This window comes from Sphingobium sp. PNB (genome assembly GCF_019873065.1).
Lineage (GTDB): Bacteria > Pseudomonadota > Alphaproteobacteria > Sphingomonadales > Sphingomonadaceae > Sphingobium > Sphingobium fuliginis.
This window is the reverse complement of record NZ_JAINEZ010000119.1, coordinates 1-12,842: the sequence shown is the minus strand read 5'-3', so window position 1 is coordinate 12,842 and position 12,842 is coordinate 1. Positions and strand designations below refer to the sequence as shown.

16 protein-coding genes and 2 pseudogenes are annotated in these 12,842 nt (G+C 60.2%); 7 read left to right on the top strand and 11 right to left on the bottom strand.

Features of this window, described 5'->3' with window-relative positions:
* Positions 1–84: 84 nt before the first annotated feature.
* From K7W03_RS27960 to K7W03_RS24610, 4 genes and pseudogenes are all read left to right on the top strand, one after another.
* Positions 85–255 (top strand): annotated as a pseudogene (locus K7W03_RS27960) (IS110 family transposase); the annotation flags it as partial.
* 481 nt (positions 256–736) lie between these two features.
* Positions 737–1,162, top strand: coding sequence for an SOS response-associated peptidase family protein (locus K7W03_RS24620; RefSeq protein ID WP_083199125.1), 426 nt, complete (start codon positions 737–739; stop codon positions 1,160–1,162).
* Positions 1,163–1,187: 25 nt separating this feature from the next.
* Positions 1,188–1,775: an alpha-ketoglutarate-dependent dioxygenase AlkB gene (locus K7W03_RS24615; protein WP_226870478.1), complete on the top strand. Its 588-nt coding sequence runs from the start codon at positions 1,188–1,190 to the stop codon at positions 1,773–1,775.
* A 158-nt stretch (positions 1,776–1,933) separates the two neighbouring features.
* Positions 1,934–2,104 (top strand): hypothetical protein, encoded by a 171-nt coding sequence (locus K7W03_RS24610; RefSeq protein WP_222887581.1) that lies wholly within the window; start codon positions 1,934–1,936, stop codon positions 2,102–2,104.
* Between the two features lie 16 nt (positions 2,105–2,120).
* Here the strand turns inward: K7W03_RS24610 and K7W03_RS24605 are convergent, their stop codons facing one another.
* Positions 2,121–2,567: a hypothetical protein gene (locus K7W03_RS24605; protein WP_222887580.1), complete on the bottom strand. Its 447-nt coding sequence runs from the start codon at positions 2,565–2,567 to the stop codon at positions 2,121–2,123.
* Between the two features lie 52 nt (positions 2,568–2,619).
* Between K7W03_RS24605 and K7W03_RS28255 the strand changes: the two genes are divergently transcribed.
* Both K7W03_RS28255 and K7W03_RS24595 read left to right on the top strand, forming a co-directional pair.
* On the top strand, positions 2,620–4,311 hold the full coding sequence (locus K7W03_RS28255) for an IS66 family transposase (protein WP_222887579.1): 1,692 nt from the start codon (positions 2,620–2,622) through the stop codon (positions 4,309–4,311).
* 105 nt (positions 4,312–4,416) lie between these two features.
* The gene (locus K7W03_RS24595) at positions 4,417–5,211 is read left to right on the top strand and encodes a UPF0149 family protein (RefSeq protein WP_226870477.1); all 795 of its coding nucleotides are present in this window, start codon (positions 4,417–4,419) and stop codon (positions 5,209–5,211) included.
* 310 nt (positions 5,212–5,521) lie between these two features.
* Here the strand turns inward: K7W03_RS24595 and bdcA are convergent, their stop codons facing one another.
* Positions 5,522–6,235 (bottom strand): SDR family oxidoreductase, encoded by a 714-nt coding sequence (gene bdcA / locus K7W03_RS24590; protein WP_065846718.1) that lies wholly within the window; start codon positions 6,233–6,235, stop codon positions 5,522–5,524.
* Between the two features lie 140 nt (positions 6,236–6,375).
* On the opposite strand from bdcA, the gene K7W03_RS24585 reads away from it, so the two are divergent.
* Positions 6,376–7,284: a LysR family transcriptional regulator gene (locus K7W03_RS24585; RefSeq protein WP_222887578.1), complete on the top strand. Its 909-nt coding sequence runs from the start codon at positions 6,376–6,378 to the stop codon at positions 7,282–7,284.
* On the opposite strand, the pseudogene K7W03_RS24580 reads toward K7W03_RS24585, so the two are convergent.
* From K7W03_RS24580 to K7W03_RS24540, 9 genes and pseudogenes are all read right to left on the bottom strand, one after another.
* Positions 7,250–7,708 (bottom strand): annotated as a pseudogene (locus tag K7W03_RS24580) (FAD binding domain-containing protein); the annotation flags it as partial. The gene K7W03_RS24585 and the pseudogene K7W03_RS24580 overlap by 35 nt on opposite strands.
* Positions 7,705–8,211, bottom strand: a complete 507-nt coding sequence (locus K7W03_RS24575) for a 2Fe-2S iron-sulfur cluster-binding protein (RefSeq protein ID WP_052628124.1) — start codon at positions 8,209–8,211, stop codon at positions 7,705–7,707. The gene K7W03_RS24575 and the pseudogene K7W03_RS24580, both read right to left, overlap by 4 nt.
* A 73-nt stretch (positions 8,212–8,284) precedes the next feature.
* The gene (locus K7W03_RS24570) at positions 8,285–8,716 is read right to left on the bottom strand and encodes a MarR family winged helix-turn-helix transcriptional regulator (RefSeq protein ID WP_025548418.1); all 432 of its coding nucleotides are present in this window, start codon (positions 8,714–8,716) and stop codon (positions 8,285–8,287) included.
* A 391-nt stretch (positions 8,717–9,107) separates the two neighbouring features.
* The gene (locus K7W03_RS24565) at positions 9,108–9,398 is read right to left on the bottom strand and encodes a hypothetical protein (protein WP_222887577.1); all 291 of its coding nucleotides are present in this window, start codon (positions 9,396–9,398) and stop codon (positions 9,108–9,110) included.
* A gap of 737 nt (positions 9,399–10,135) precedes the next feature.
* The gene (locus tag K7W03_RS24560; protein ID WP_226870475.1) at positions 10,136–10,870 is read right to left on the bottom strand and encodes a spermidine synthase; all 735 of its coding nucleotides are present in this window, start codon (positions 10,868–10,870) and stop codon (positions 10,136–10,138) included.
* A 79-nt stretch (positions 10,871–10,949) separates the two neighbouring features.
* Complete coding sequence (locus K7W03_RS24555) at positions 10,950–11,171, bottom strand: hypothetical protein (RefSeq protein ID WP_222887576.1); 222 nt, start codon at positions 11,169–11,171, stop codon at positions 10,950–10,952.
* Positions 11,172–11,689: 518 nt separating this feature from the next.
* Entirely contained in the window at positions 11,690–11,863 is a 174-nt protein-coding gene (locus tag K7W03_RS28390; protein WP_222887575.1) for a DUF6481 family protein, read from the bottom strand.
* A gap of 60 nt (positions 11,864–11,923) precedes the next feature.
* Positions 11,924–12,130: a cold-shock protein gene (locus tag K7W03_RS24545; protein ID WP_222887582.1), complete on the bottom strand. Its 207-nt coding sequence runs from the start codon at positions 12,128–12,130 to the stop codon at positions 11,924–11,926.
* 278 nt (positions 12,131–12,408) lie between these two features.
* Positions 12,409–12,564: a hypothetical protein gene (locus K7W03_RS24540; RefSeq protein WP_222887574.1), complete on the bottom strand. Its 156-nt coding sequence runs from the start codon at positions 12,562–12,564 to the stop codon at positions 12,409–12,411.
* Positions 12,565–12,842 lie beyond the last annotated feature (278 nt).

Sequence of the window (12,842 nt, the reverse complement as noted above, 5' to 3'; positions counted from 1 at the left end):
ACGCCCTCCGCCCTTCACCGACACCCCAACAACCGATTCTCATCTTGATTGTCGCTACGCTCGCATCCTGTCAGTCGCCGCGCAAGGAAGCAATCAAGCATCCGTGACTGGGGCTTAACAGTGGCGAAGCGACGCGGTCTGCGTCGTGCGATCATCGCGGTTGCCAGGAAACTGGCTGTCGTCATGCACCGCATATGGGCGGACGGAACGGAATTTAACTGGACCAAGGAGCCCGCTGAATGTGCTGCAGCCTGATGCACGCACCGGCGAAGCGTCGCCAGTGTTGGGCACACGCCATAGCTTGTGAGGATCCAATGCCCAGTTGAAAACGGAATCGAATAATAACGGAATCCGCTAATGCGGATGATGCCCGCAAGGACCGGATTGAGATGACTGCGTTGCAACGATTGGGGTAAATCCCCGCCCTGATAGATAGCAGCTCTCAACTTATCGGACCACCATCTTGAGGCGATCTTCGCGTCGACCTCGTAGACAAGAGCGAGCCTAGCGGGTATCTAAAACGTTAGCTGGAGCCTGGAAGGCTGCGAGGACTCACTTCGCAATCACACCATCGTTGCACATAGGCTCTCCGCGCGGGTTTCCTCAGCTTGCCCTTGGCGTCCGTTCGCTTTATGTTCTCACCATGGACTCGAAAGCAACTCCCTTCGACTCCGACGCCCTCGGAAGTCGCCGTGCCATCATCCGACGCAACCCGGATGATGCCCGAGAAATTGAGATGATTGAAGCGGCCTGGGGTTCCAACCCGCGCTTTGCCGACGGCGTCTCCTACGAGTTCATCCGATCGGAAGGCAAAAGCTTTCCCAGCAACCGCTGTCTCGTTCCAGCCTCCGAGTTCCACATCCGCAACGGTGAGAAGAAGTCCCGCGCCTTCCGCGAGGACGGCAATTTCTTCTATCTCGCCGCCATCTGGGAACCGCCGATGGGGGACTGGCCAGTGAGTTACCGCATCCTCACCGTCGACGCGAACCCTGACGTCATCCGTTATCAGGGCCGCCATGGCGCGATCATCGAACGGCGGCAGGTCATGCAGTGGCTGGATTTGCTGGTTCCGCAAGAGGAACTGCTTGTGACGCCGCCCGGCGACATCTTCAAGATCGAGGAAATCCTGACCAAGCCGGTGCAGACGAGCCTCGCGCTTTGATCGGCCAGAGCAGACGATAACGCCGATGGCCATGATGCTTCCCCTCGATTTGCCGCCGCCGCCGCGCGAGCCGGTGCTGCCTGGGTTGACCCAGGAGGAGGGCTTCATCACAGCGGAAGAAGAACGCACCTTAATCCATGGGATCGATGGTGCAGGGCTCACGCCTTTCCTCTTTCAGCAGTGGACTGGCAAACGGCTCACCAAGAGCTTCGGCTGGAGCTATGATTTCCAGACGGGCAAATTCGGACCGTGCGAGCCCATCCCGGACTGGGCGATGACCGCCAGGACGCGCGCCGCGCGGTTCGCAGGGCTGGCACCGGACGAACTCGAGCAGATGCTGCTGATCCGCTATGACCCAGGCGCGGGTATCGGCTGGCATCGCGACCGGCCGGCGTTCGAGCATGTGATCGGCATTTCGCTCGGCGAACCGGCCGCCATGCGCTTCCGACGCCGCACGGAGACAGGCTTCAGCCGTGCAAATGCGATGCTCGCGCCGCGTTCCATCTACCATATGAGTGGGCAAGCCAGGCATGACTGGGAGCACAGCATCGCGCCTGTGGAGGCGCTGCGATGGTCGATCACGTTCAGGAGCCTGAGGAAACAGCCCTTGTAGCGAGACGCAGCCGTAACGTTAGGAACCGGGGTTTCCTTTGCCCGTTGCTCCTTCATCGATCCGCGCATCTTTGCCCCCCTCGCGCGGTTCGATGATATCGGCGGCTCGTCAGTTCCCCCGACCGACGGGCCGCCTTCATGTCGTAGAGGGCAGGCTATATGGCGCCCAGACTGAAGCTCTTCCGGACACCAATCGGCTTTCATGACGCCTATGTCGCAGCAAGCAGCCGGAAGGCGGCGTTGAAGACCTGGGGAGCCGACGCCGATCTCTTCGCGCGAGGCATTGCCGAAAGGATCGACGATCCAAAGCTTTTGGAGGAAGCGGCCTAAAAGCCGGGCACCGTCATCAAGCGCGCCCGCGGCACCGCTGCCGAACATCTGGCCTCGGCGGGCAAGTCGATGAAGGCGACGGCGCGCAAGGCAGAGGGCAGGGTGATCCCGGCGAAGCCGCCAGCAAAGCCCCGGCCGCAACGCAGCCGAACGGCGCTGGATTTGGGCGCAGAAGCTGGACGAGCATCGACGATCGGTAGAAGCGCGCATTGCGGAGCTGGAGGAAGAGCGCGCCCGCATCGGGATGCAGATTGCCAAGGTGCGGAGAGAAGGTGAGCGACAGGCCGACAAATTTCAGGCAGCGATCGACAAAGCCTGCGCTAAATATGAGGACGCGCTGGGCCAATGCCGCGGGCAGGGATGATAGGGTCTGATGGGCCTTGAAGGAGCGCCGCGATCCGACAAACATCGAGCCGAGCATGGCTGACGACATGTTGACCGACGATGAGAAGGCCTTCTTCACCCTTTCTCTGGTCGAATAATGCGTGCGCAACACCGGGCTGGAGAATCTCCATGTGGGGGTGACGCCCAGCAGCGCGAGCGGCGATTACAGCGACGTCAAGGTCGTCACGCCCTATGGTGAAATTCCCTGGACCAATCTCTCGCGCATTTCCGACGAGGAGATGAAGGCGCTGATGATCGAGGTGACGAACAAGGTCGGCACGCTTCAGGAGACGGTTGAGCGTCTGACGATAGAGAATGCCGAACTGAAGGCCGAGAATCTCGCGCTGAAGGACGAGATCGCGCGGCTGAAAGGGCTGCCGCCGCGACCGAAGTTCAAGACGAAGCCATCAGGGATGGAGCAGGCAACATCGAAGCCGAAGAGCAAGAAAGGCCGTAAACGCGGCCGGGGATCGGTGCGTGACAAGCTGGCTGTAACGTCAGAAGTGAAGCTGAAGGCGGATGCGCCTGCCGGATCGAGGTTTCGCGGCTACGAAGACGTGCTGGTGCAGGATCTGAAGATCAGCGTCGAGGTGGTGCGCCATCGCCGCGAACGCTGGGAGACGGCGACGGGCGAGCGGATATTGGCGCCTTTGCCGCCGGGCATTCTGGGTGGCTTTGGCCCCGAGCTTCGTCGCTTCATTGCCGCAGGTCACTTTCAGGGGCAGATGACGAGTGAACGGCTGACAGCCATCTTGAACGGAATGGGCCTGCACATCTCCAAGCGGCAAGTTGTTCGCCTTCTGAGCAGGGGGCTTGAAGCCCTGGTGGCTGAAGATCAGGCCGTTTTGCGCACAGGACTGGAGACCGCCCGGTGGATCAGCGTCGATGACACCAGCGCTCCCCATGCCCGGCGCAATGGCTATGTCACGCAACTGGGTGACCAGCGCTTTGCCGTGTTCCGGAGCGGCGTGTCCAAGTCCCGTGCCGCCTTTCTGGGTCTGCTCCAGGCCGGGCGCAGCGAGCATGTCGTCAATGACGTGGCAATGGCCCGGATGCGCGAGATGAACATGGCTGCGGCCCAGATCGATGCCCTTGCAAGCCATGGTGACAAGCGCTTCGCTTGTGCCCAGGCCTGGGCTGCCCACCTTGCGGCGCTGGGCTTCGACAAGCTCAACGTCCAGCCCGATCCGGTCAAGGTCGCTACCGAAAGTGCCCTGTGGGGTGCCATCAGCGAGCAAGGCTTGCTGGGCGACACGGCGATCGTCTCCGATGGGGCCGGCCAGTTCCGGGTCGGAGACAATCATGCTCTGTGCTGGGTCCATGGCGAACGGCTGGTGCACAAGCTCCAGCCCAGCTCGAAGAAAGATCGTGACGCCGTCGAGCTCAAACGGACGCTGATCTGGTGGCTTTATGCCGACCTCAAGGCATGGCAGCGCTATCCCGATCCCAAACGCGCCAGAGCCCTGCGGGTCCGCTTCGACCGTATCTTCACCAGGCGCACCGGTTACGTGATGCTCGACCGGCTGCTCACGCGCCTCCATCGCCAAAAGGCGCAGTTGCTACGCGTCCTCGAACGCCCGGAAATCCCCCTGCATACCAATGGTTCGGAAAACGATATCCGCGCCTTCGTCACCAAGCGCAAAATCTCCGGCGGCACCGTCAGCCAGGCCGGAAGGATCGCTCGCGACACCATGATTGGCCTGCTCAAGACATGCGCCAAGCTGCGCATCTCTTTCTACCAATTCCTCGGCGACCGCTTCGCTGTCCCCGGCGCACCACACGTCCAATGGCTACCAGACCTCGTCCAGAACGCCCCAGCCTGAACGCACGGGAATCTGCCCCGGTTACGGCGATATTACCGTAAAGATTTCTATATGCACGAATTTGTGCCATTTGTAGAGTGATCTTCTTGCCCATTCTGGATGCCGATGATTGGCCGATTCCAGAATGACGGCTTAACGGCATGCGGCTCGGCAAAGCTGCGCATCTGGTCGTTAAGAAAGCCGCCGCGCTGCAATCGGCTAAACCAATATCGAATGCGGATAGCCGCTCGCGATGTTGCTGCTAAGATCGTCGCCATGGAACGCTATCTGGACGAACTCGACGATATTCTGCTTAACCAGTTCGATGACGGGATGCTTCTGTCGGAACTGGACGGCTTCCTGACCGGCATCATCCTCAGTCCAGATCTCATCAACCCGTCCGTCTGGTTCAAACACATATGGGGTCCAGACACTCCCAAGTTTGACGACGCTGCCGGGCTCCAAACTTTCTTCGATCTGGTGATGCGCCATTACAACGAGATTTTGGCCTCCCTTAATCATCCCGGCGAATATGAACCGATATTCGAGGTCGATACCCGCACCAATGAAACGCTGTGGGAGCTTTGGATCGAGGGTTTTTCCAAAGCCATAAAACTGGCTCCCAAAGGGTGGAACCGTATCAGGGCCAGCGATGACGAAGGACCGAAAGCAGCGCTAGCGGGAATTTCGGAACTCGCAGCTTTTTCAAGTGGCCGAGTCACGTTGAAGGAGGTCGAGGAAGACCAATGGGACAGGGAAGCTCCTCATCTCATTCCCATCTGGATCCAGTTGCTGCACGAATGGCGGCTGGAGAATGACCAATACAGGCCGGTTTCCGTGAAGGGTGACAAGGTAGGACGCAACGATCCTTGTCCGTGCGGATCAGGCAAAAAATACAAAAAATGTTGCGGTCTGAATTGATTTCCCTGGCACCACGATGTGCAGGGAAAGCCTGCGCGGTTGGGGCAAAGCTGCCGGGGCAAAACCGAACCTTTGTGGACGTTCAAGCGCCAATCTATCACTCCCAAGTCCGGCCGTCGCTTTCCAAGGTTAGCTTATCGAGGACGGCTTCTGGCGGCAGCCCAGACATCTTGCCCGTGCGTCGTGGCGGCCAATTGCAGACATCAACGGGAAACTGTCTAAGTCGCTTGTGGCCCGAGCGATGTTCTTCCGGCAAAAGGCGGGAGAGGCTCGCGCCACGCCCGCCTTTTGCGTGCAGACGGCTGTGGATTCAAGCCCCGAACCCGCCGTCGATCGTCTGTAGCGATCCCGTGATCATCGCCCCGTGCGGCCCAGCGATGTAAGCGGTTAGTTCGGCGACCTCGTCCGGCCGCACGTGACGCTTGATCGCCATGAAGCTGTGCATGGTTGCTGCCATCGGTCCGTCAGCGGGGTTCATGTCGCTGTCGGTGGGCCCCGGCTGAATGGAATTCACCGTAATCCCGCGCGGCCCCAAATCCCGCGCCAATCCGCGCACCATCCCTTGTACCGCCGACTTGGTGAGCGCATAGGCAGCCCCGCCTGCAAACGGCATGCGATCGCCATTGACCGATCCAATGACGATGATGCGGCCGTTTTCGTTCATCCGGCGCGCGGCCTCGACGGCGGCGTGGTAGGGTGCCCGCACGTTGACGTCGATCATGTGATCGACGGCGTCAGCCTCGATCTCCAACGGGTCTCCGAGAACCAGCGCACCGGCGACGACGATCAGCACATCGAGCGCGCCGCGCCCGGCCACCGTGGTGATCAGTTCACTGCGGTCAGCGCTATCGGTGCGAATTGCGGTGGCGCCGGTTTCGCTCGCCAAGTCCTCGGCGGCCTGACGCGAACCCGCATAAGTGAAGGCAACAAGACCATCGGTTGAGGCAAGGCGACGTACGATGGCGGCACCGATGCCACGGCTTCCGCCCAGGACGAGTATGTTCTTGCCGGTAAAATCGTTCATGACACATCTCCAAGGTTCAGGTTGGGGCCGAAGTAGGTGGTCGCATTCGCTGCTTCCGGCCTCTGGACCTCAAGATGAACCTGCTGCATTGTTCGCACTAGACGGCGAAAATTGGTTCTAACTGACGGAATAACCGAACGATGATGAAGCTTGATGGAGTTGTCGCCTTCGTGATGACCTCTGAGGCCGGCTCGATCAGCATGGCCGCTCGACGCATTGGACTGGCCAAATCCGTGGTCAGCGAGCGCCTTGCCGAACTCGAACGCACGCTCGGCACCACGCTGATCCAGCGCTCCACCCGCAAGCTCTCGCTAACCGGCAGCGGGCTGACTTTCCTGCCGCGGGCGCAGCGCATCCTTCGCGAAGCAGAGGAGGCGATTTCAGAGCTTGCAGCACGCAGCGGCAAGCTGGTTGGCCCCTTGCGCATTTCCGCGCCGGTCGGCTTCGGCATTCTCCACTTAGGGCCCGCAGTGGGGCGCTTTCTGCGCGATTATCCCGAGATCGAGCTTTCGCTCGAACTCGACGACAGTTTCGTCGATGCCGCGACCGGAGGCTTCGATGCTGTCCTCAGGCATGGCGCGATGGGCGATGGACGCCTGATCGCGAGGCGGCTCGCGAGCAGCCGGCGGTTACTGGTCGCCTCCCCAGGATATCTCGACAGAAACGGCACTCCTGCCACGCTCGGCGACCTTGAACGCCATAGCGCCATCCTATACTCGAACCGCGCAAGCGACTGGCGTTTCTCCGCGCTGGAAAATGGACGAAGCCGCTCAGAGGGTGGCTGGTCGGTGGTCCGGCCTCGCGCGGCGCTGCGCGTCAACAGCGGCCTCGTCATGCGCGATGCGGCCATGGAGGGTCTTGGCATTGCCCTGCTGCCAACCTTCTTCGTCCACAACGCGCTGGCCAGCGGCGCGCTCATCGAAGTGAATATCGGACTGCAGGCCGAAGGTGCCGAATTGTTTCTGGCCTATCCCAAGGACCACGGCGCCGCCGCCAAGATCCGCGCGTTCGGTGATCCGACGCGCCCAAAATGGCATGATGACGGTTGAACCCGTTGATCGCGTCGCATCCGATGCCCGGCTGCCGCTTGTTGCAGCGCGCGCCTTCGACATCGTAGAAATACATGCAGCGCGTACGCTGGAGGATATTGCCCCCGACCGTGGCCATGTTGCGGATCTGTGCAGAGGCGCCGGCGAGCAGTGCGCGGGCAAGCACCGGGTAGCGGCGGCGCACGAGCGGATCGGCAGCAACGGCGGCGTTCTTGACTGACGCGTCAATGATCAGCCCGCCGCCTTCGCTTTCGCGAATGGTGCCGAGCGTATGGCTGACGTCCACCAATTCGCTCGCCTGTTCGACATTCTGCCGCAGAAGATCGACAAGGTTGGTCCCGCCGCCCAGAAACCGTGCGCCACTCTCAACGCGGGCGAGGGCGTCGGCCCGATCCGCCGCGCGAACATAGGTGAAAGGCGTCATGCCGCTGTCTCCGCCAGCATCGCCTCGATCGCCTCGACGATCCCGTTATGCGCTCCGCATCGGCAGAGATTGCCGCTCATGCGCTCGCGTATCTCCGCGCGTGTCACGACCGGTGAGGCGGTGATATCGAGGGTCACATAGCTGGGGTCGCCCCCGCGAAGTTCCTCCGCCATCCCGATCGCCGAGCAGATCTGGCCGGGCGTGCAATAGCCACATTGCAGTCCGTCATGCGCGATGAAGGCCTGCTGCAATAGGTGAAGATCGCCGCCTTCACCCGCTAGGCCTTCGATCGTCCGCACCTCGCTGCCGTCCGCCTGAGCCGCCAAGGTCAGGCAGGACAGGACGCGGCGGCCATCGAGAAGAACCGTGCAGGCGCCGCAGGCACCCTGGTCGCATCCCTTCTTGGTGCCGGTGAGATGAAGATGCTCGCGTAACAAATCCAGCAGCGAGACCCGGGCATCGCCGGGCGGTGGAACTTCCGTGCCGTTCACACATATCGTCATGACTTGGCTCCATCCGTTGGCGCGACGCGGCTCGTGCGATGTCACCCACAAAATACAACGAAGTTCGGACTATTCAATCATCGTTGTAGACGATCTTTGTAATCATCGCGATGAACCGATCTCGTTCCTCAGCCGACAGCCGCGAAAGCATCAGCATATACATTTGCCGATATGTCTCGACCTGGGCCTGGGCGTAGGCTGCGCCAGCCTCGGACAGCGTGAGCGCGACCGCCCGGCGATCCGCTTCGATACGCTCGCGCTTCAGGAAGCCTCGCTTCACGAGCCGATCCGTCGCCGAGGACAAGGTCGTCGTCGGCACCGCGAGGAAGCGCGCGACATCGGTCGGGCCGCAACCGGCATGGTCCGCGACATAGAGCAGCACGGCCTTGTCCAACTCGGCGAGCGGCCGCTCGGAACGCCGCGCGTCGGCCAGCTTGTATCGCCGCGCGAAGGTGTCGAACGCAGTGCCCAGTGCAGCGAGCTGTTCTTCGGTCGGATCGCTCATTTCGCCCACATATCGCGTCTTTGCCTGCGCGAGAAGCGCGACTGCGTGCAACCTGGCGGAACTGCTCAAGACGGGAAGTGCGATGCTTGTCGATGCGACGGCTGCTTTGCATCCTTTGTCGGTGTCCGTGCTTTGCGGCACAATGTTAAGACGGAGATGGATGGACGCAAGCGGCACATCGTCCCGAGAGGTTCCATACACAGCCGACCCTTCTTTGCCGTTCCGGGGCCAATTTTCGAGACCCAGGTCCGGAAGGGCAGCTATTCGAACTTCGCACCCAAAATGGCCGATTCCGGAATGGCGGGTCGGCCGCGGGTGACTCGGCAAAGCTGCCACACCATCGCCGAGGAACCTGCCGAGCCGCATTCGACCATTTGGGGATGTTAGACTTTCAGCCTTCCTCCAGCATAACGTCGATCATGGCCTGCCAAACATGTTTCGCCGTCGCACGGGGGTCGGTACTCTCCTCGTAGATAGCCGCGTCTATCATCTGCTGAGAGGGTTCTCGCAAGGAGGCGACGACGGATCGGACCAATTCTGTAGCGCTCAAATGAAAGTCGCCTTCAGGATCATAGAACGCCAGACGGGTTGCTGATTGCCTTTGAACCTCCGCGACGAGGGCATTGGCGGCTTGTTCAATCGGAGGGGGAGCCATAAAGCTATAACGCCGCACAGCGTCCATCGTTCATATGCCGAGAAGAATCGATGTGACCGTCAGGCAACCGAGTCCATGCGTTGTACACGCTGCCGCCGAGGCTTCGATCTCACTGCCGGAGGATGAGTCCGTTAGGTTCCTGATGTATTATGTGGTATATTGACGTATCCCAGTTTTGATTTCCAAACATGCTGTGACTGAGAGAGACTTATGCTCCCGTTTGGCAAGGAGAGCGACATGTCCATCTCAATATATTCTCCCTCTTCATCATTGCGGGAACGTGGTTTGCACGCCAACGTCGAGCGACAGGGGCTCGCCCTGGGGGCGGCACGGGAGCGGGCACGTTGCGCGGCTTCCCTTTCCCGAGAGCGTGAACGGAGACTGGAGGCAGCGATCGATGATTGGGAAAACGAAGGTGGCGCAGTTGCCGGAGTTCACCCGGCATCAAGGCCCAACTTTCTACGAAAGCTCAGCACGTTGCAACTATCTACCGATCTGTTTTGGGACGACACCTTTTCCGTGCGGTAATTCTGAATGGCCTGCTCGTTCTGATTGCGGGGGCTGGACTGGCTGTTTTGCTGAACGATTGAGGCCCAAGCCCACAGCACTTCAAATTAGTGGAGCGCAAATGCTGAACGCTACACGAAGCCAGCTCGAAATTTTTCGTTCCAAAGGCCGGTCCATCCGCTTCCTATTCTGACACCCGATTCTGGCGCCGAGCGGATAGCCACAGGATCTCGCCGGCGCATCGTTAGCCGTCGACCTCAACCGCCCTTGGATGCAAGCCAGATCGTGTGAACTACATGTTCCTCGCCCGCCAGCGCAGGGATGCTCACCTCCTCCACATCGAATCCGGCATTCTCCAGGCGATCGACGAAATCATCATCCGTGTAGGCCGACCATATGGCGAGAATGCCACCCGGCCTCAGTGCGTCACGCGCCGCCCGCAATCCCCAGTCGCAGTAAAGCCGCTCGTTGGGAAGGTGGATCATACCGTCAGGACCATTATCGACGTCCAGAAGAATGGCATCGAATTCGGCCCCCCGCCTGACGATCACGTCATGGACATCGGCCATCTCAAGCGACAGGCGAGAATCGACAAGATGGCCCTGAAACAGATGCGCTAGCGGCCCCCTTGCCCATTTGACGATCTCCGGCACAAGTTCGGCGACGACGACCTCAGCAGCCGGTGAAAGCGAGGAGAGCGCCGCCCCCAGCGTGAAGCCCATGCCCAGCCCACCGATGAGGATGCGGGCGTCACCTTGAGACAGCCGTTCGCATACCAGTGTCGCCAGCGCTTCTTCCGAATGGCGAACCTGATTGCCCATCAGTTCGTCTTCGCCGAACCGGATCGAATAATCGTCTCCTCGACGCCACAGGAGCAATTCACCTCCGTCGGGAAGTTGTGCGGTGTCAACCAGCTCTACCGGTGTTGCCGTCCGGTCATTCTGTGGCGCTAGAGCATCGTGCGCAAAAGTGGGAACCGGCTTTGCGCTCAAAACGATGCGACAACAAAAGCTTAGAGCGCGCGGCCTGCGTCCGATTTAACGTAGCGCGCTCTAGCATGGTCATTCCGCGTTACGATCGCGACTTCGTCTGATCATATTGGCCAGATTCGGCCTTGAACACGTCGCGAGCGAAGGTACGGACCGCGGCCGCGGATTTGAAGGTCTCCTCCTGCATATGCGATGTGACCAGCGGATAGCCCTGGGAATTGTAGCGGGTCTCGCGCACCGTGAGCCGGAAATTCCCATCATCATCCTTGGAGATTAGATAGGGGCGGATTGCTTCTCGGCTCATGGAGATTCCTCACTGTAACTTGGATGATCGCAGGGCGAATACTCTACCGGGGGATGAAGTCAGCCCACCATCGCGATGACAACGCGCTTCAATTCGCTGCTCGACAGGGTCGTCGGGCGGCCGAGGGCAGGGAGGCGAGCCTCCGGCCTGCGCAAGGACGAGGAGCGGGATGCGGGTTTATCGGGTTTGGAAAATATATTCATAGATGGTCCTCGCGGCGTGAGCCGCATTTGTATAGTGTCCCTCGCTGCACGGCGCGGCCTTTGATCAGGCGCTTGCGACGATGGCGGCGACGGACATGGGGTTGTATCTGCAAGGGTGCCGCACCAGCCAAAAGGCTTTGCGGCATCCCGCTCAAGACGATAGCCGGTTCTTGCGTGCGAGATATCGCGCATCGCGGGCTGATTTGTGTTCAGCCTCACCGATTTCGGGCTTTTGCTTGACCGTCTTCGCCGCGGCCATTTCCTTGGCCTGCTCACGTTTGGCCGCTTTTTTTGCTCTTTCGCCGCGAGCAAGATTTACTGGCGCTTTTCCCGCGCTGCAGCTTCCTTTGCCAGTCGGCGTTCTGCTTGCTCGGGGGTAACGGCCTGAACCACGGGCATTTTCGTCCGCAGTCGCTCGAGAACCTCTGTCCGGGCGCTCGCCGCAGCGGCTATGCGCTCCTGGAAATGCGGTTCCTTATATCTTTTCATTAAGAGGAAGGTCCTGTTTCAAATTCGCGTAGGGGCCGGCCGAAGTCGCCCGTCCCTCCGTCAGGCAGGCTGAAGGTTGGTTGCCGATGCCTTGCCGCGCTGATCCCTTTCCAGCGTGTAGGACACACGCTGATCCTTCTCAAGCTTGCGCATGCCCGCGCGTTCAACCGCGCTTATGTGCACGAAGGCGTCGCCGCCGCCGCTTTCCGGCGCGATGAAACCATAGCCTTTGTCGGCATTGAAGAATTTGACTGTTCCGATGATCATATTGGAGCTCCTTGTCCAAGTTTCATGGGTATCCGCGACAATGCGGGCATCCCGGCTTGAAGAGGCAAATGTGGGACAAGGAGAGCCGAAGCGGCCCGATATCCGTCGAAGCGCGACGTTCAGCGAAGCGTTCATAGCACAAATCGACGGAAATGCAAAAGCCGATCCGGGCCGATCGATCGAATGCTTATCCATCTGCTGGTAATTCCGTCTTCAGTTTCCTTTGATTTTGCACTGCGATCGCACCTGTGCCACGACTCAACGCCGCAGCGCGCTGCTCATTTTGAGCGCGCCGCCTCATCGCGCCTGGCTTGAGCAAGCGCATCGTTCAAGGTCGAATACCGCCAGTCACGATAATGGTAGCGATATACCGGCACCTTTATGATGCCATAGCGAACCATGAGTTCCGTTTCGTCTGCCAGGTCAACTGTCATCTTCTGTCCAATCCTGGTGAGCACGGGTTGACGAGCAAGATTACTGCCGACCGCCGGCTGCGGGTCGGGCAAGGAGCTGGACCGCACCCTCCACCCTTGAATATCCCGCTGGATCGGCAATCGCCAAATCGAGGGGCCGTGCGCCAAGCGAGGCATTGTGGGTGTTTAGAAAGCGGATTGCTTCCTCCGGCCCTAGCCCGGTTTATTCGTAATGCCGTTTCCTCTGCCGCACCCGGGCCTGTTGCACGGGTCGCTTAAGGATCAGGGCGAGCGATCGT